General features: G+C 43.9%; 12 protein-coding genes. All 12 read right to left on the reverse strand.

Annotation, left to right across the window (positions count from 1 at the left end):
• Positions 1-473: 473 nt before the first annotated feature.
• The gene (locus tag JWR61_RS17980; RefSeq protein WP_301929127.1) at positions 474-1,868 is read right to left on the reverse strand and encodes a TlpA disulfide reductase family protein; all 1,395 of its coding nucleotides are present in this window, start codon (positions 1,866-1,868) and stop codon (positions 474-476) included.
• A gap of 128 nt (positions 1,869-1,996) precedes the next feature.
• Positions 1,997-4,261 (reverse strand): hypothetical protein, encoded by a 2,265-nt coding sequence (locus JWR61_RS17985; protein WP_301929128.1) that lies wholly within the window; start codon positions 4,259-4,261, stop codon positions 1,997-1,999.
• A gap of 6 nt (positions 4,262-4,267) precedes the next feature.
• A complete protein-coding gene (locus JWR61_RS17990) occupies positions 4,268-5,377 on the reverse strand; it encodes an alpha/beta hydrolase (RefSeq protein ID WP_301929129.1) in 1,110 nt (369 codons plus the stop codon).
• A 51-nt stretch (positions 5,378-5,428) separates the two neighbouring features.
• On the reverse strand, positions 5,429-6,736 hold the full coding sequence (locus JWR61_RS17995; protein WP_301929130.1) for a putative oxidoreductase C-terminal domain-containing protein: 1,308 nt from the start codon (positions 6,734-6,736) through the stop codon (positions 5,429-5,431).
• Positions 6,737-7,646: 910 nt separating this feature from the next.
• Positions 7,647-8,405: a glucosamine-6-phosphate deaminase gene (locus JWR61_RS18000; protein WP_301929131.1), complete on the reverse strand. Its 759-nt coding sequence runs from the start codon at positions 8,403-8,405 to the stop codon at positions 7,647-7,649.
• Between the two features lie 15 nt (positions 8,406-8,420).
• Positions 8,421-9,614 carry an N-acetylglucosamine-6-phosphate deacetylase gene (gene nagA, locus JWR61_RS18005; protein ID WP_301929132.1) on the reverse strand — a complete coding sequence of 398 codons (1,194 nt, stop codon included), beginning with the start codon at positions 9,612-9,614 and terminating at the stop codon, positions 8,421-8,423.
• A 240-nt stretch (positions 9,615-9,854) separates the two neighbouring features.
• A complete protein-coding gene (locus tag JWR61_RS18010) occupies positions 9,855-11,117 on the reverse strand; it encodes a sugar MFS transporter (protein ID WP_301929133.1) in 1,263 nt (420 codons plus the stop codon).
• A 235-nt stretch (positions 11,118-11,352) separates the two neighbouring features.
• The gene (locus JWR61_RS18015; protein WP_301929134.1) at positions 11,353-12,702 is read right to left on the reverse strand and encodes a neutral/alkaline non-lysosomal ceramidase N-terminal domain-containing protein; all 1,350 of its coding nucleotides are present in this window, start codon (positions 12,700-12,702) and stop codon (positions 11,353-11,355) included.
• A gap of 370 nt (positions 12,703-13,072) precedes the next feature.
• On the reverse strand, positions 13,073-14,377 hold the full coding sequence (locus tag JWR61_RS18020; protein ID WP_301929135.1) for a hypothetical protein: 1,305 nt from the start codon (positions 14,375-14,377) through the stop codon (positions 13,073-13,075).
• Between the two features lie 294 nt (positions 14,378-14,671).
• A complete protein-coding gene (locus JWR61_RS18025; protein WP_301929136.1) occupies positions 14,672-16,099 on the reverse strand; it encodes a DegT/DnrJ/EryC1/StrS aminotransferase family protein in 1,428 nt (475 codons plus the stop codon).
• A 21-nt stretch (positions 16,100-16,120) separates the two neighbouring features.
• A complete protein-coding gene (locus tag JWR61_RS18030) occupies positions 16,121-17,074 on the reverse strand; it encodes a Gfo/Idh/MocA family protein (protein ID WP_301929137.1) in 954 nt (317 codons plus the stop codon).
• Between the two features lie 532 nt (positions 17,075-17,606).
• Positions 17,607-18,898 (reverse strand): Gfo/Idh/MocA family protein (locus JWR61_RS18035; protein ID WP_301929138.1); only part of this gene is annotated, 1,292 nt, incomplete at its 5' end.

The following is an 18,898-nucleotide window of genomic DNA, read 5'->3' on the forward strand; positions in this document are numbered from 1 at the left end:
CGTGCCACGATACATTGCACAAAACTTTCCCCTAATTTGCCGGCGAGCGGGTAAATAAATGAATTCCGTCGAAATAAATAATAATCTGCAAGCCTAAGAGTAGCGATCAAATGCCGAAGCCACAGTAGTACCAAAGCCAAATAGCAGCACCCACCCGAAAAGGGGATGTAATCCTTTTCGGGCGGCTTTTTTGGTTACTTTTTTTCCGCAAAAAAAGTAACAGAAGGCTGTAGCATTTTAGCAGAGCAGGCCGCTTTATTAAATTACCGGCGGAGAATTGCGGCAAATGAAAAATTATTATTTCCCGGGCAGGTCTCTGCACAAGTTGCTACAATCTTCAACCAGCAAGGCTTGCAGGACGAGACATACACGGCAGATCTACATCAGTTAAAACAACCTTCCCGCTGGTTCTGTGTTGACAAGCGTTGTTAGCACAAGCAAACGATAATAAAAAATTGTTGGTCGCCCACCCGCTATAAGTTGCAATACTGTTTAATAAAGTTTTGCCAGTCTCCTCCAAACGGCACCACAACGTATTTCTCTTGCGGTGTAATCAATAGCTTGGTAGGATAGCCCTGCACCGAAAAACTATGTTCAATCTTGCCATCAGACAGGGCCACGGGGAACGTGTATTTTTTGTCTTTTAGATAATGCAGCACTTTTTCTTCAGTATCTCTACAGGCTACGGTAATGATGGATATTTTTTTACTGTTGGTAACAATAACCGAATCATAAAATTCCTGCAAGTCCGGATGCTCTGCCCTGCATGGAGCACACCAGGTACCCCAAAAATCGACCAGCAGCCACTTGCCTGCAGGGTGTTTTGCTGTGACCGTTTTTTTATCAATTAAATGCAGCATCAGCGGTGGTGCCGGCCTTGCGGAAGCATTAATGGCGTTTAACCAGTATTGATCAAAAGTGGTAACTGTTTTGTCAGTACTTTTATAAAATGACTGCAGTTTAGGTTTGTACTCCGGCTCTATCAATGCAGTTTCCAGCAGCATGGCCAATGTTTTCTCTTTATCGCTGCTATTAGCTGCCATGTAATCAAGATAGTCTGGTTTAAAGCTTTGTCTTCCTTCTTCGCCAAACAAAAAAACCACTTCATAAAAAAAGCCCGCTAAATTATTTCTGTCGTGAATATCAGCACTATAATCGTAAGCTGCCTTCAGCCATGGCGCTTTCTCTGTAGCCTGTTGCGCCTTTATATAATTGCAATAGGCATACAGGTATCTGTACCATGCTCTTTTTAGTAAATCAGTTCTTGATATAGAGTCAGTCAATGTTACCTGGTGGCCCTGGAGATTGTTGTATATTTTATCAAACAGTTCACCTGCCAGGAGTTTTAATTGAGGATGTGCTACAATAATTTGATGGATGAGTAGTCCATAACGCCCCCACCTGTTTGCGTAAATATCTTCATCCGATAATTGTGTATCGATAAATTGCCTGGTAAGTTCTGCAAGCCGCGTTGGGTTATCTTGATTTTCGCGTACGGTTTTCCACAGGTAAAGCGGCTTTAGCTGCTGTTGCAAAAGAAGCTTAGTGTCTGCCAGCGACTTGGCGAGTATTTGTTCTTTTAACAGCCGACGCTTATGGCTGTCTGCTGAAAGGTTGGTTGAATCCTTTTGTAAAAATGCCTGCGCAAAACTATTGTGCAACAAGTCGCTCAACATGCCTGCATATTGTTGGTTGGATGCCAGTTTGGTTAAATAATACACTGCAGAGTCGGCACCGGCCTGCTCCTCACTAAACTGCTGAAAATTATTAAAATATGCCCATGGTGCTGCAACATAAGATTTGCTGATTTGCGATGAAGCGTTGTAATAGAGAATGATAAAAATGGCTGAGATATAAAATTGTCTCATAAAAGATCAATGGGGCTAAGTTTGATTAAATTTTGGCGTTACATAATTCAAGAAGTTGAAGATAAAAAAGAGTACACGATTTCTTTTTGATTTAACAAAACGTATAAAATACCGAAGCCAGTTAACATTCATTCAACGCGGCCTGCACTTTTTCCGGCATCCTTTGCCTTAAGCCCTTTCGTAATCGTCACCATCGCAGCCCCCCTCACCAACGGCACAGCCAATTCAACCAGATCGCCTTTTCTTGTAGTCTTCACTTTAACCGCATCAAGCCGCCCCGGCAAATAAACCTTGTAAATAAAATTACCTTTAGCAAAAGCTGCATCCTTCAACACAACCGTAACAACATCACCCTCACCATACACAACCGGTATTGAATAGCCGCTCTTAGTTTTAAAAATATTCACTTTAGCTTTATCATTGTTCACCCGGACAATACCCGGTTTTAGCAGCCATTGCTTTTCTTTTAGCTGGTTCATCAGCGGACCATAATCGAGGTACAACTCATCCACCATAGGGTCAGGTTGCAACGCATGGTCATTGCCGGGAAAGGGGCACATGGGAAATACGCCGAGGTATAAATATTTCTGAAAAAAGTTATCACCGCCTGCGGCTTCAATCACTTCCTTGCCGGGCGTCCAGCCCAGTGCAGGTTTGTTCAGAGTAAGAAACGCAGTGAGGTTTAACGGGCTTGTGGCGTTGGTAAATTCATCCAGTATGCCATCAGCATGTTTCAATAAATCGATGCGTTTGTAATGGTTGTTTACCAAAACAGATTTACCCGCGGTATGCATCAGCGGACCTAACTTTTCCATCAACCCCTTCCAGGAATTCACCAATGACCGGGCAGGTTTATTGTCAAACCAGCTAATGCCATCGTCCGCATTTTCATTAAAGAAACGCAGCCAGTCCAACCTGTCTATGCAGACGCCAAATGAATTCGGAATTTCTTTGATGTGCCGTTGTGCCTGGTTCAATAAAAACTGCTGATATGCAGGATCGCCGCAGTCCATTGCTACCGCATCTTTCCAGCTATAGTAAGGCCCGCCATGCACCGTTTTTGAATCCAGCGCATCCGTAATACTCACTTTGTCCGCAACGGTCAGCATTGCCTTAGGGAAATTGTTGTACAAAAAATTACTGGCATCTTTCCACAAGGCATTGCTGTCTGTACCCGTCGATGACTGCGGATACTTAAACCAACTGCCGAACTCGGTAACGTTAAAATAACTAAGCACATAAAAACCTTTTTGTTTCATGCGTTTTGCATAATCATCCATATGCTGCACCGAGATAGAACCACCACCCAATCTTGTCCATTGCTCTGTTCTTTCCAGCGGTGGCAGAAACATACCCATATAAGGAAAATCAAAGCTCGCCTGCCAGTTCACCGTGAAAGCCATCCGTTTCATTTTCAGGGCATCAAAATCATCAAAGAAGTTAGAGTAAGCAGCCGTTCCACCCAACGCCGCAGCAGCCGGGTTTTTCGGATTTGTATAACCGGGATAGCGGGCAGCGAACCAGCTCAAGACGCTTCGCCAGTCAGCTTCATGCGCCACCAGGTCTGATGAAAATTTTATTTTTTTGTCACCACTCACTTTATTAAAAAGCCGTTCAAATACAAAGCTTCCATTGGCCCCGGTTTTCATCAGCAGGTTGACAATATCATCCTCCGGCGATAAAAAAACAGACAAGCCGTTATCCTGTGGTTGTTCAAATACCGATGCAAAGGGAATGGCAAACAGGTTTCCCTGGAAAGGAATAACACCAACCTTCGGATCGGTATATTCAAAAGGCGGCGCCCCATAATACAGGGTCTGTTTTGAAAAAGGTATGGGTATCAGCGGATCCATCCAGCCTTTTTCAGCAGTCTTATTTTTATAAGGAGATAATGAAGCCAGCAGTTGAGGGTCGCAATTCGCAGAATCAAATTGCGGCGCTCCCCAGCTCGTCCAGAAGCGGCTGTCTTTACCGGCAGGATATTGCACTACCGTTTTCATCGGAACAGAAAAGGCTGAACCGGCAGCGGTAATCTCCATCTCCCAGCGAATGCTATTAACCGTTGAACTGAACGTCTCTATCAACGTGCAGGCTTGCCGCAAAGAGTCAGAATACAAAGCATGTTCAAACCGGATAGACTTTTTATCCGCTGACGGAATGGCTTTATCATTTGTATTAGTGAAGCTTTCTACGGCTGTATAAGCAACAACAGCCTTATGCAAACCGCTCCGGTTGAAAGTAATACCTGTCACCTTTCCCTGCTTATTCAACTCTATTGTAAGCTGCGTGGATTTTAAAATAAACGGCGCATCCTGTGCCAATACATTCATCGATGGCATCAATAAAATCACAGCAAGCTGAACGACTAAAAACCTGGTCAGTAATGGTGGCATCGGCGGCTATTTTGGAATATCAGTTGTTGGAATATGATAGAATGCGTGGTCAATAAAATGATATGCCTGCAAACGTGTCTCCTTCGGAAAGTCATGTTCAGACAAAGGATAGCTAGCCTGCAAACGATCATCTGCCTGCAACAAATGATACACTGCGCTTACATTGGCAATTCCCTGTTGAACACCTTGCACATCAAAATTACCATCCTTCAAAGGCGAGTTGGTAAAGACAGAACGGGGCGCTATCGCAGCAATCACTTCATCAAAATCAAACGGTATTTTTGCCTGATCAAGCTGGTATTTATTTCTTAGCAACGGCATGTAACGATCCTGTGCCCAAGGGCCAAGCCTGCCGCCATAGACTTGCTCCGCCTCTTTGCCGATATTGTAATTGTCAAACAAGGTCCAGCCACAACTTGATACCACCACTTTTAAGCGGGTATCAAAGGCTGCAGCAAACAGGGCGCTATGTCCGCCCAGGGAATGCCCGATAACACCAATGCGTTCCGGATCAACATCATTCCTGGCCAACAACAAATCAACACAACGCATATCATCAAAAATACTTTTCATCGTGCCGGATTGATACCGGCTATTGTTGAAATCGTATTTTTTCAAATCACCAAAGCTGGGATAATCTGGCGCTATTACCACGTATCCCCTTTGCGCCAGTTCTTTGGCATAGGCCAGGTTTAGGTTGTGTCCCTGCCCGTCCACACTGCCTTTTCCCAGCGAATCTGTTTCATGCAAGGCCAGCATGGCCGGTAGTTTCAGCTGATTGTCTTTATGCACGGGAATATACAGGTACGCAGGCAGGCGCTCATTTGTTGCCACCAAAAAATCAATGGTATAGCGGGTGTAACCGGGTTGGCGCAGACTATTCCTTATCTGCAAATCAAATGCAGGCAAGGAGTCAAAGGAAGGTAATACACCCATCGCAGCCTGCAGACTATCGAGTACCTGCAATCTTTTTTTGCTCCAATCCTCCACACTGCTAACCGGTTGTTCTTTGCCGGAATTGTCTTTATAAAAAAGCAGGTGATTGTTACCGGCATGTTTTTTACATGCCGTAAAGAGCAGCATAATAAAAAACAGTGTTCCTAAATTTTTGAACATGTAGCCCGGTAATTGAGAAATGTATTAAGTGAGTGTAACCAAACCTGAAAATTATTTTGCATTAGTTGCCACCCGCAATGCTTCTATCGTGGTATAATATTTTGCCAGCATATTGGGCACTTCCCAGGCAGGCATTTTTCCTTTCTGCAAATAATCCAAATACCGTTTGGTTACTTCTGCAAAACAGGCTTCATGGTTCAATTCATATTGCGCAGGAATTACCAACTCCCATCCGTTGCTCACTTTTTTTACAGCAAGTCCCTCATATTTTTTTGCCAGCTGGGTGATGGCTGCAGTTAATGATTTTTCATACGCAGTGGAATGATCAACCGGCTCAATATACAGCACCGGCTTATATTGTTGTTCCGCTCCCTGCCTGATAACAAGGCTGGCTTTTGTACCTTTCATAACCGAGTAATGCGTATCCCCGCCGCCCACAGGCGCTTCAAAATTCCAGGTCACAGACACCCTGGCATGTACCCCTTTAATGGTATAATCAAAACTACCGTTGGCATACACATTCAGCGCACCGTCTTTTACATATTGCTGCAGGTAGTCCGGAAACTGATCCAACTGCGTGGATTGCTGGAACTGTGCCCGGGTGATTACTGTGGCCCATCTTTTGGCTTTGTCCACATGGATGTCTTTTTTATATTGCAGCGTTACGCCGGGGAAACATTCCCACTGCACCAGGTCAACCAAATGCGTAGTAACATCCACAATGCCCTCCCCTTCCTGCGCCACATCAAAATACCAGGCCGGGCGAATCAATGGTTTGCCCGACACTGTTTTAAAAAAATGATGTACACTTTCCTTAATCACCGCCGGCTCCGCTGCCGTTCCTTTTTGCAACGTGCCAAACACTGCCGGCAACATCGACAATTCCCGCTGCAATGCATTGGTAGCCTGCGACCGCTCCGTCATGATATCGTACAATAACACACCTTTCTTTTTTGCCGCAGCAAAGGTTTGTTCCAGCAGGTTAAAACCCGCTTTATTGATCGCCATCGGTTTATCCGCCAGCACGTTGAAACCTGCATTCACAGCTTCACTGATATAGGTTGTCTTTAGTTTATTATTGCCCGCCAGCACCACCACATTGCCCTTCTTTTCGCTAAGCATTTTTGCCAGGTAATCATCGCCGGTGTAAACGATCTCTTTCCACACCGTCGGGTTTTCCGCACGGGTGTTGTAGCCATTTACCAGCGCCAGGTGCGCATCCAGTTCTTTCCCTTTCGGCGCATACACAAACACTTCCGGATCGATGGTTGCATACATTGATTTCTGCACCAACGCCGCATGAAAGTGCCCCGGGTTTAAGGTGATCAATTGTACTTTTTTGTTTGTTTGTGCATTCATGGTGTTACAGAAAAATGTACTTGCTGCAATAACTAAAATCGATTTTTTCCTTAAATTTTTAAACATCCACATATCAGTCTTATTAAATATTTTTTTTGGTTACCAACATTAATTTTTCATGGCGGCGACATTGGCGTCGCACTGTTGTAAAGTTGTTTTTTATAGCGGCTTTGGCTTTCTAATTTTACTAGCTCTTCCTTATTTGATAAGTCCTTTATCCGATACTTTCAACTAGTTTTCTTGTATGTTGGCTCTTGTCAATTCGTTGCCTTCGCCTCCACAGCCGGCGGGCTGCGTAGCTGGAACGCCACTGCTTTCGCTACTTTGGAAAAATATGGCTACGCCATTTTTCCAATTCCGGCGTCGCCGGAACCGTACCGAAAGAGGTGGCTTATCCAGCTACTGTGTTAAACTCGAAGAATAACTTGTAAGCCTCTACGCATTGTCCGACGGACATTTCTACTTCGGCTGTAACACGCCTAACAGTAGAATTACCAAAGCTGAAACCACCATGCACAAGAGTTCAACAAAGCTGTAAGGCAGCAACGGGCCGTTTTCGTTGCTGCATTGACTTTTTTTTGCTACTTTTTTTGTGTCAAGACAAAAAAAGTAAAGAAAAGAGCAATAGTAAAATAAAAGATCTTGCGACCAATTATTATTTTTTACTGATCTCAACTTAGTAAATATAAGGTTGTACTTTTTACTTAAGCTGCAACAAGTCTAACAATAGAATTACAAAAGCCGAAACCACCATGCACAAAAGTTCAACAAAGCTGTAAGGCAGCAACGGGCCGTTTTCGTTGCTGCCTTGACTTTTTTTTGTTACTTTTTTTGTGTCAAGACAAAAAAAGTAAAGAAAAGAGCAACAGTAAAATAAAAGAACTTGCGAACATAATACAAGATATAGGTACTACAACATACCACTACTCAACTCATCCAAATACAACACCGCATTATCATGCCTTCGTAAAATCGTTGAAGGATATTGCTCAACAATATCCTGGTGCAATGTATTAAAAACAGCCACAGCCTTGGTAGGCCCCGGCACCATACAATAAATATATTGAGCAGCCATCAATGCCGGAATCGTTAAAGTGATAGCGTGCGTTGGTACCAATCCGATGGTGGCAAAGCAACCATCATTCACCTGTTGTTGCCGGCAAGCCTGATCCAACTCCACGATCTTTACCAATTGTGCATCGTTAAAATCCGCTACCGGCGGGTCATTGAAAGCAAGGTGCCCGTTCTCCCCTATTCCCATGCAAACAATATCAACCGGATATTGCTGTAACAAAGCTGCATATCTTTTACATTCGGCAGAAGGATCAGCGGCATTGCCATTTAAATAATGAACGGCTGCAAATGGCAGTTTGTCGAAAAGCTTTTCTTTCAAAAAATTACCAAAGCCCTGCGGCGCATCAGCAGACAGGCCAATGTATTCATCCATGTGAAAGGCACACACGCGGCTCCAATCCAGGGTGCTGTTGCCAAGCGCCGCCAAAAATTCATTTTGAGATGGTGCCGCCGCAAAGATGATGTTTACAACGTCCAGGCTTGCCAGTAATTCACTGATCCTTGCAATTACGGCACTGGCTGCCGCTTCGCCCATGGCTGTGCGGCTGGCATAGATTTTTGTCTGTAGTTTGTCTGTTGTAAACTCCCTGATCATTTTGTTGTTGCGCTGTTACAGTTCTTTTTTATAAACAATTTTTCCTTTTACCATGGTCATCTGTATGTTGATGTTATCATCAAAAAATACAATGTCCGCTAATTTACCTTCTGCCAGTGAGCCGGTCAAATGAGCTGCTTTCATTATGCGGGCCGGTGTCAGTGTCATCATTTTGACCGCATCCAACAACGACACTTCCGCCATGTTGACCATATTGCGCACGAGCCGGTCAGTGGTGGCAATACTGCCTGCAAAGGAGCTGCGGTCGGGCAGTTTGGCTACGCCATCTTCTATAATTACTTTTAAGCCCGTATCAATATTTCCTAATACACTGTCTCCTTCCGGCATACCGGCGCCCCTCATGGCATCGGTGATCAATGCTGTTCTGTCGGCACCTTTTATTTTGTATACCAGTTTTAATAAGGGTGCAGGCAGATGCACCCCATCCGCAATAATTTCTACATCCATTTCATCAATTAAGTATCCTGCTTCTACCACACCGGCATACCGATGCGCATTGCGCCTGACCACACCACTCATGGCCGAATAAAAGTGCGTAGCGAGTGTGTAGCCATTTTCAAATCCTAATAACGCTTCCTCATAAATTGCATCAGTATGTGCCATGGCCACCAAAATCCCTTTCTTCGTCAGGTATTGTCCAAACTCAATGGCACCGGGCAATTCGGGCGCAGCACTCCAGCGTTTTATAAATTTAGTAGCTGACAATACTTCTTTATATTCTGCGGGGTCAGGATTGCGGATGTATTTGGGATCCTGTGCGCCGCATTGTTTCACATTTAAATAAGGCCCTTCTAAATGCAATCCTAAAAACCAGGCACCATTGGTATTATTTTTATCTGCAGTTTCGTATACGTCCAGCGTATGGAATAATTCTTCTTTTGAACTGGTGAGCGTGGTGGGCAACATAGACGTGGTGCCATACCGGGCATGCGTGGCGGCTATTTCCAGAAAAGCCTTTGCATGTCCGTCCATAAAATCATGCCCACCGCCACCGTGTACATGAATGTCAATAAAGCCCGGTGAAACATAATTGCCACCCGCATCGATTTCAACAGCATCTTTCGCTTCTATATTTTTTTCACTAACAGCAGTGATGATGCCATTGCTGACAATCATATTTCCTCCTTCAATGATTTTATCAGGCGTGATGATGTTACCATTTACTATTTTGAAAGTTCCTGTGTTCATTTTTTTCAATTCTAAATTAGGTTGCTTTTAAAATAAGCTCTTCCGTCCGTTGTTGCCAGTTGTTGTAAAAGTACAAGGGAGTGACACAACAGTGTTGCTATGAAAAACAAATGTCTGTCAAAAAATATTTTTAAACGTTTTCATCATCTCTGATAACCTTCGACATTATTTAATAGACCTTAAAGTTAGTCCCTGATCAACCGCCGACGGGGCTGATAGCCGCCATCGGGGTTACGGACACTATGCCCATCTCCTCAACCGATACCCATGCATCGCATAAAAAATCAGGTACGCATAACAAGGTAACAAAACCAGGTAAGCCGTCCGCACATTGAATGCATCTGCAAAATAGCCGTAAATCAATGGCAGAAAGGCATTGCCACACAAACCCATGATCATGACCGATGCACCCAGCTTTGTAAATTTACCCAATTCGTTTAATGCCAGCGGCCAAATGCCTGCCCATACCATGGAATTGGCGAAACCCAGCGCCACGACAAACCACAACGATATGTCGGATGCATGCCCCAGGAGTGTCACCTGTCCGTGACTAAAATAAATCAGCAAAGAAAATAACAATCCGAGCACGGTACAAATTCTTAATACAGTCAACTGACTGATGAATTTGGGTATTAAAATAATGCCCAGTATGTAGCCGGAAATGGTGGCGAATAATGTGTAGGAAGGAAACACTTTTGCTTCCAGCAATTTGATGCCCATGGAACCGGCGTAATTGATAATGGTATCGACGGCAATCACCTGTGTTCCCACATGCAGAAAAATAGCGATGGCGCCAAGGATGAGATGCGGAAAGCCGAAAATGCTTTTCTTGCCCGAGTTGATGGTGGCCAACTCTTCGGTTTCATGCTCGGTATCTATTTCAGGTAAAGGAGAAAACCGCACTAAAAAACCAAGGGCCAGCAACACCGTTGCAACAACCGTGTAGGGCACAATTACTCTCCGGATCAATGCATCCAGTTCTACATTTCGTTCCTCAATTCCCATCCCGTTCAGTTGCCTGAAAAGCTCTGTATCATTGGGCCGGAAGATCACCGCGGCAAATAGCAACGGGGCCAGTATGCCGGCGCCTTTATTACATATGCCCATGATGCTGATGCGTTGTGCAGCACTTTCGCTTGGGCCTAAAATGGTGATGTATGGATTGGCGGCTGTTTGAAGAATGGCGAGCCCGGCGCCGATGGAAAACAGTCCGGCTAAAAATATTCCGTACGTGCGGCTGAATGCTGCCAGTACAAAAACAAAGGCGCCGAAAGACATGATCCAAAAGCCAATCATCATGCCTTTTTTAAAACCGGTTTTCCTTAGCAGGTAAGAGGAAGGCACTGAAATAAGGAGGTAAGAAATGTAGAATGCAAATGCCACCAGGTATGATTGAAAGTGGGTGAGTTCGCAGCCGATTTTGAAGTAGGGTATCAATATGGAATTTACCCAGGTAACAAAACCGAAAATAAAAAAGAGCATGGCGATAAAAGCCATTGACATAACAATGTCTTTTTTACTGAGTGAGTTTACACTTACGGTAGCGTTCAATTTTTACAATTATTTTTAGAAGATGTCACGTTATTTATTTCTGTTAAAAACAGAGTTGTACAACTGATCAATTTTTGAATCTCTCTTCTCAACCGCCGTCAGGGTTTTTAACCGCTGACGGGGTTGGGTGGATACTACCCCGACGGAGGCTAAGTGAAATCCGCCGCCAATTTTACATCAATAAAAATCATTTATTTATTTCAACTTTCACCCCTGTATTTTGTAATACCTGCCGGATCGCTTTAAATATCCTGTCTTCTACATCATCAGCAAACGGACCGGGTAAACCATAATACACCATGCTTTCATCTGCTTCATAACCGCCTTCTTTCAATACTCTTTTGGAAGGGATATAACAAGTTACTTCATTGCAATAACCGGCGACAAATAAATTTTCACCGGCAAATATTTTTTTTGATTTTAAAGAATAGTCCACCACCACTTCTCCGCTCAAAGCCAGGATAGTGAGGTCATTTCCAAAACGTACTGCCTGAACGGGATAGTGAAATTTACTTACGTCCCAACCCTTATTATAGGCTTCCAGCATGAGTTTGGCCCTGCGTTGAAAATACTTATTATCGCCGGTGATATCTTTCTGGTACATCGCCAGATCAAAAGCTTGAAAATTCAAATCTGTATTTACATAGCTGGTGCGCACGGGTGTATTCACTGTTTTCATTGTTCCCGTCATGGCTGTTTGCACTGCATCCGCCAATTCTTTTCCATACTTTGTTGCCAATGCCACCGTGCCTCTTGGTTCGGGGTTTTGATCTCCGCCACAGCCCATTAAAAACAACGCCACGGCACCGGGATTATTTTTTTCAATTTCAATTTGTGCAAAGCCGGCATAATCGCCATTAAAAAGATGGTTGTCATCTACTAAAGTTGTATTGTGACAGGCGTAGCCAAATAATACAGCCAGTATTTTTCCTCCAGGTGTGGCCACTTTTAATACCGGTACATCATGATCGGTGGAACCATTGTTATTGTGATCTCTTAAATTTCTTCTGTTGATTGCGAAGCCTGCGGACCCATGTCCGCTGTACAATTTTGCAGGAACCAGTTTGCTCATGGCATCCGCCACCACTTTTATAATGTTGTTTGTTAGTGTGTGACTGTATGTTGCAACTGTGCCCTGGTCAGTTACATTAAAATCATGTATCACATCCAGGCAGGGCCACACCACCGGGCCTGAATGTGTATGCGAAGCATTCATGCTCAGTTGAGATCTGTTGATGCCATACTTCGCTGACAATGCTCTGTACACCGCTTCCACTACTTCGTGTGAGAGGCCCAGCAGGTCGGTGGTTACAAATATTACGCTGCTGTTTTTGTTCTCTTCAATCACCAATGCCTTAGCCCATATTTCGTGGATGCTCTCGGTAGCCGGCGCTTCTCTTCCGGCGTACCCGTTTAGCCACATGGGGGTTGTGGGGGTTATGGAGATTCGGGCTGCGCCGGCTTTTATTTCGCCTGCGTGAGCAAGACTGCTTGCAATGAATAATGGTAGACAAAATATGGTGAGAAATCTTTTCATTAGTAGTTTCGTTTATAGCATCAGGTAAATCAAAAACAGGTGCAATGTTGTAAAGTTATTCTGCTTTGCCTTTCTTTTCAATTTTGAAGAGTCGCCTCTGCAGCCGGCGGGGCTGCGTAACTGCAACGCCGCTGCTTTTGCTTCTTTCAAAAAATATGCTCCGCATTTTTTGAATCCCGACTTTGTCGGGACCGAACCAAAAGATGCGGCTTATGCAGTTACTGATTTCAACTCGAAACATGGATCGCAGACTCTAGTCTTTCACTAAGACAATTACAGATGACAACAATCTTACTCTAAAATTCTGTCTACAAGACTACAGCAAATCAACAATCCTGCAATTTAACAATCTAACACTTCAACAATTCAATCATTTCTTACCCACGGGTATTTTTACCAAATCAGTTCTTGTTTTCCCATTTTCAGCAATTCTTGCCAGCGTGTATACAGTGCCATCTTTTGCTACTGCTATTGAATTGACGTATAAGGGCCGGTCACCATTTTTATAAAATACAGCGCCATGATCTTTTATTTTCCCGGTTGGAATATCATAAGTAACCAGGTGCAAATCTTCGAGTCCCTTGGCTTCCCCCATGGCGGTGCTTGATTTGCCGGCTACCCTTTTCCCATCTTTGTAAATGGGTGCGCCTGTTAGGTAATACAATGTCTTTTTATCCTTTCCTATTTCAAAACCGAGGTAACCGTAACTGAACTGATCGAACATGCCGCTGCGTTTGGAAATATCGGAAGTGAGCCTATCCAGCACTTCAATTCTCTCGGCTTTGGGATCGAATTTAAACAGGTAGCCCGAGTTACCATGCACCCCATAAAAACATTTATCCGTCGGACTGTACACCGTTTGCCTCCAGTTGTAGCCCATGTGGCCGGGTGAGCTTGGATCGTACAAACCAAAATAATCTTTCTTTAAATTTTCTTCCAGCGGTTCAAGGCTTGACGCAGCTGAGCGACAGCGAAAGATCGTGCCTTCCGAGGTTGTAAAATAGGCTGAGCCATCTTCCGGATCAACTGCAATGGAACGGCATACCGTACGAAATTTATTGCCTACCCCATTTTCACCGTCGCCCGCCATGGAACCGAAATCCTGCATTTCTTTTTTTGCCAGGTCGTACCGGAAAAAATACCCGGTGGGCCAGGTTAGTCCGTAAATAATTTTTCTTTTGGTGTCCATGTTCATTGCAAGAATACCTTCCTTGTGTGGTGCAATAGCCAGGTCATCGTACTTATGGGTTTTTAAATCGTATGCCAGTAAATGACCACCAGGATATTCTTTATAACCTGCGGGCGGAATGCCCATTTTTTCCATTCCATCTACCATGCTGTAATAACCAATGTGGGTAGCAAAAAATAATTTACCATCTGACTCTACAAATTTTACATGGCTCTTTCCCTGCACAATTGTCTTCAATCCTTTTTCGCCGCAGGCTTCTGTAAGGTCGCCGCAGAGTATTGTTTTGTTGATGGCAGGATCATATGCATACATCTTGCCGCCAATGTCGATTGACTGGGAACTGAGCACATAATAAATTTTATTATCACTGGCAGCATACATGCCGTTGTAGGTATCATGTGCCAATTCAAAACCTGAATTGTAAGTGGTAGCGACCAATGTTGCCGGTTTTGTTTGTTGTGCTTGTGTAATTCCAAAAACTGACATACAAAAAAGTAAACTATATAATTTCATGTTGATTGATTGGTTAATTCTTTTTTAACGAAGACTTGTATTTAAGATGTTCAAAAATGGTATGACGTACAAGTGAGTGACACAACAATGCATAATTGAAATACTACTGCTTATTCAAAAAATATGATTCGGCTAAAGCCGATTTTTGTTCTGTGTTTTTTTTCCTTGCCCCGCTCTAAAGAGCGAGGCAATTCAGAGCGAGAAAAATTTAAAGCGGCATTCAGCATTCTCCCATTCACTATTCACCATTGCCCATTCACCATCTAGCTACTTCGTAGCTTTCTTGATCGCCTCTGCATTGCTATACACCTTTTCGATGCCACTTGCTATATCATCCATATCTTCTTTTGATCCTAAGAGCATTGACTGAAACAACCATACCGACTCTTCATTACAAAGCTTATCGTTATTGGGACAATCGTTGTGCTGCATGTAGGCTTTTATATCAAGCGCCTTCGGTGAATACATTTTTTTATAGTTCTTGGATTCAAATGCATTCTGGAGGTAAGGCATTTTATTAAGCGGCGTATAACCAGAGGAAACCGGTACACCCTCAGCCGTTAGCGCTTTGATAAATGCTTCTCTTGACAATCCTTTAAACCCGTCTTTATTGTACCTGAACGGGAATAAATGAAAAGCAGCTTTGGTAACGTTGGGCGTTAGCTTGTAAGGAATGATGCCCGGCATATCTTTTATTTTATTGCGCAGGTAAGCCGCATTTTCATTGCGCAAATTCGTTTGTTCTTCCAGGCGCTTTAACTGCGAAAGGCCAATGGCAGCCTGGTATTCGGTGAGCCGCAATTTGTTGCCAGCTATCAAAGTGCCTGCGTCTACCGAGCCCACTACCGAACCATAAGGATTGCCATAGTTGTGGTACGAATAGCACTTGTCCATGAACTTTTCATCGTTGCTGGTGATAGCACCACCTTCGCCGATAGCCAGATTTTTTGAGTTCTGAAAACTAAAGCAACCGGCATCTCCAAAAGATCCAACTCTTTTATTATTCACTTCGGCCATATGTGCCTGGCAGGCATCTTCTACTACCAACAACTTGTGCTTTTTGGCAATGGCCATTATCTTTTCAATATTTACCGGCAGGCCCAAAATATGTACCGGCACAATGGCTCTTGTACGGGGGGTGATTTTAGCTTCGATCTTTGTAACATCTATTTGAAATGTTTCCCTGTCGGTGTCTACAAAAATTGGCATGGCGCCCGTTGCCAATACGGGTGCAACGGTGCCGATAAATGTATACGCCGGCACCAGCACTTCATCTCCGCCGCCAATACCGAGTTGCATTAACGCAGTGGTGAGGGCGTTGGTTCCGTTTACAACAGCGAGACATCTTTTGGTGCCTACCACACCGGCCCATTTTTCCTCAAACTCTTTTACCAGTCCGGCTCTTGACCAGATGCCGCTCCGGATATCATCTACCACAATTTTTTCATCTGCTTCAATATTCCAGATTGGCCATTCCGGCCATTTTTTTGTCCTTACCGGCAATCCGCCTAACGTTGCAGCTACACTGGCGTTGCCGGTTAGGATGGCCGGTGCTCCGGTTAAGTCGGGCGGTGTTGCTTTGGCCAATTGGATCAGTTGGGGAGAAAGCAGGAAGCCAGCCGTTATTACCCCTGTCGTTTTGATAAACGATCTGCGGGTTGATTCTCCGCCTGCCCCTGTGATTTTATTTTCCATACAATTGTTTTAATTATGTTATCAATGAATGATTTTCTTTTTTGATAGCGCTTTTTTCATTACTGCATCCAGCGTTACTGCAATACCTCCTCTTCTTTTGCTTTCATCCGCGGCTTCCATAAAGGCGTATATTTCCAGCGTTTCGTCAACACTTACCGGAGCTATCCCAGTATTGAAAAATTTGACAATCTCTTTTAGTAATGGTTCATAGCCTGCATATGGACCGAGATGTACCACGGCTTTTTCCCCAAATGCAGTACCGCCGTATTCGTTGGGACCTTTTCTGTTACCGCGGAAAGTGCCGATGCGATTATCTTTCCAAACACCTGTCACAACATCCGTATCTTCTGTATGTACCCGGCTGACCTGTTTGCAACCGGTGCCCATCACCGTCAGCAGTATTTCTATTCCATGAATGCCGTACCAGAAAAAATCGGGATGTGTAGCTTCCAACGGGCAGGGACTGAAGGTATCTGCGCCCAATATTTTACCGGCGCTTGTTCCGTTGGCTGTTTCCTGCACATTGGTGGCATATCTTAATGAGGATGCTGAAAACACGGGTACTTTATACTTTTTGGATGCATCAAAAATTGCGATGGCATCCACTAATGTACCTGCAACAGGTTTGTCAATCCACAGTGTTTTGACAGCTTTCATTACTTCCAATGCCTGCTCCAGGTGCGGCCTGCCATCATTGGTTTCGAGCATTACGACGTCTACTTTTGTCAACAATTCTTTTATGGAGCTTACTATTTCTACGCCGAGTTTTTTTACCTGTTCTGTATACGCTGGTATTCTTTCATAACTGCTTTTGATGGTTTTACTTCCGTTGGGGTAAGCGGCTACTATTTTGTATCCGTCGTAGGCTGCATCAGGGTTGGGGCTGTTGAGGGCTTCTACGAAGGCAGTGCTGTGGGAGGTATCTAAGCCGATGATGCCGATTCTTTTTCCATTGACCTTATTTTTTAAATTCATTGCGGGTAATGAATTTATTATGCCCAGGCCTACGCTGGTTATTGCTGTTGTGCGGATGAATTTTCTTCGGTTTATATTTTGCATAGTATGATTTCCTGATTGATATTTTTTAAGCCTTTGGATTTTGTTAGTTCTTTTAAATTTGTCGGTTTCGCCTCCACAGCCGGCGGGCTGCGTAACTGGAACGCTGCTGCTTTGGCTTCTTTCAAAAAAATATACTGCATATTTTTTTGAATACCGACTTCGTCGGTACCGAACCCAAAGAGGCAGCTTATCCAGTTACTGTGTTCAGTTAGAAGAACAGCTTGAAAAGTATAATAATTTTAACCACCTCTCTAGCTGAAAAAATCTGTCGCTTGTTATTCCGTTCAACTAAAATTAAAAAAGAAGACAGAATAAGAATTATGTTTCTTTGTCTTATCTGTATACTTTTTCTACACGTATAGAGCGCATAGTTTCTTTTTTCAAAGCTTCCTCTGTTACGGATAACTATTAAACTTCGAAGCAACACTTATAACTTATAACTCATAACTTATAACTTGACTTTAGTCGTTCCCCCCGTCGTCATCGAAATATCTACCGGTTTGTTCGTTTTATAGGATCCTCCTGTAAAATCCGGCACTTTGATGGAATTGGAATTGTTGGCTACCGACCATACACTTAGCGGTGATACCGAACTCCACAAGGCAGCGTCGTACACGTTTTGTTCTAACGGTAAGCCATTGCGCAGGCAATCGATAGTGCGCCAGTCCATAATAAAATCCATGCCACCATGGCCGCCTACCTGTTTGGCCAACTCGCCGATTTTTTTGATGATGGGTGGCTGGTATTTTTCTTCCAGTGCCTTGTATTCTTCCGGGCTCAGCCATTCGTGGCCGGTTGCATAACGGGCCGGCTCAGGATATTTTTGACCAATGCCTTTGGTGCCACTGATCAACTGGTTGCGGCTGTAAGGTCTGGGTGAACCTACATCAAACTGCAACATAATCGTTTTGCCTTTTTTTGTGCGGATGGTAGATGTGTTCATGGTGCCATTGTAGTTTTTTCCCACGAAGGGTTTGTAAAACTCATCCTTTTTTGCATATTCTTTTGCCAGGTCGCCCAAAATAAAATCACTGGTAGAAACCGACACCAGGAAATCCATCTGGTCACCGCGGTTGATATTTAATACCTGGCAAAGTGGTCCCAGTCCGTGTGTTGGGTAAAGGTTGCCTTTTCTCTTGTAAGCTTCTATTAACTCCCACATCTGGTAAAAATGTTCTTTGCTAAACATCAGTTCCTGCAGGTTGTGGATATAGCCGCCTTCGCAATGCACGATCTCTCCAAAGAAGCCCTGCTGCGCCATGTTCAATGTAAGCAATTCAGAAAAATCATAACAGCAATTTTCTACCATCATGCAATGCTTGCGGGTACGCTCGGATGTTTCTACCAGTTGCCAGCATTCTTCCAATGTTTTTGCTGCTGGTACTTCCACACATACATGCTTGCCGTGATTCATAGAGAAAACCGCTATCGGCGTATGGTATTCCCAGGGGGTAAGAATATACACCAGGTCAAGATCATTTCTTTCGCAGAGTTTTTTCCATGAATCAACCTTACCATCATACAAGTCAGGGTTATGACCAGATGCTTCCACAAATTTTTTACCCAGCGCAGTTCTTTCGGGGCGCAGATCGCACAAAGCTTTTATTTCTACGCCTTCAATTTTCACCAGTCTTTCCAGTGCTCCGTATCCACGGTTACCGATGCCGACCACGCCAATCCTTACAACGTCCAGCTTTGGCGCAGCGTAGCCACACATGTTGAACTTTGGTGCCTGTTTCC

It is taken from the genome of Ferruginibacter sp. (assembly GCF_028288465.1).
GTDB lineage: Bacteria > Bacteroidota > Bacteroidia > Chitinophagales > Chitinophagaceae > Ferruginibacter.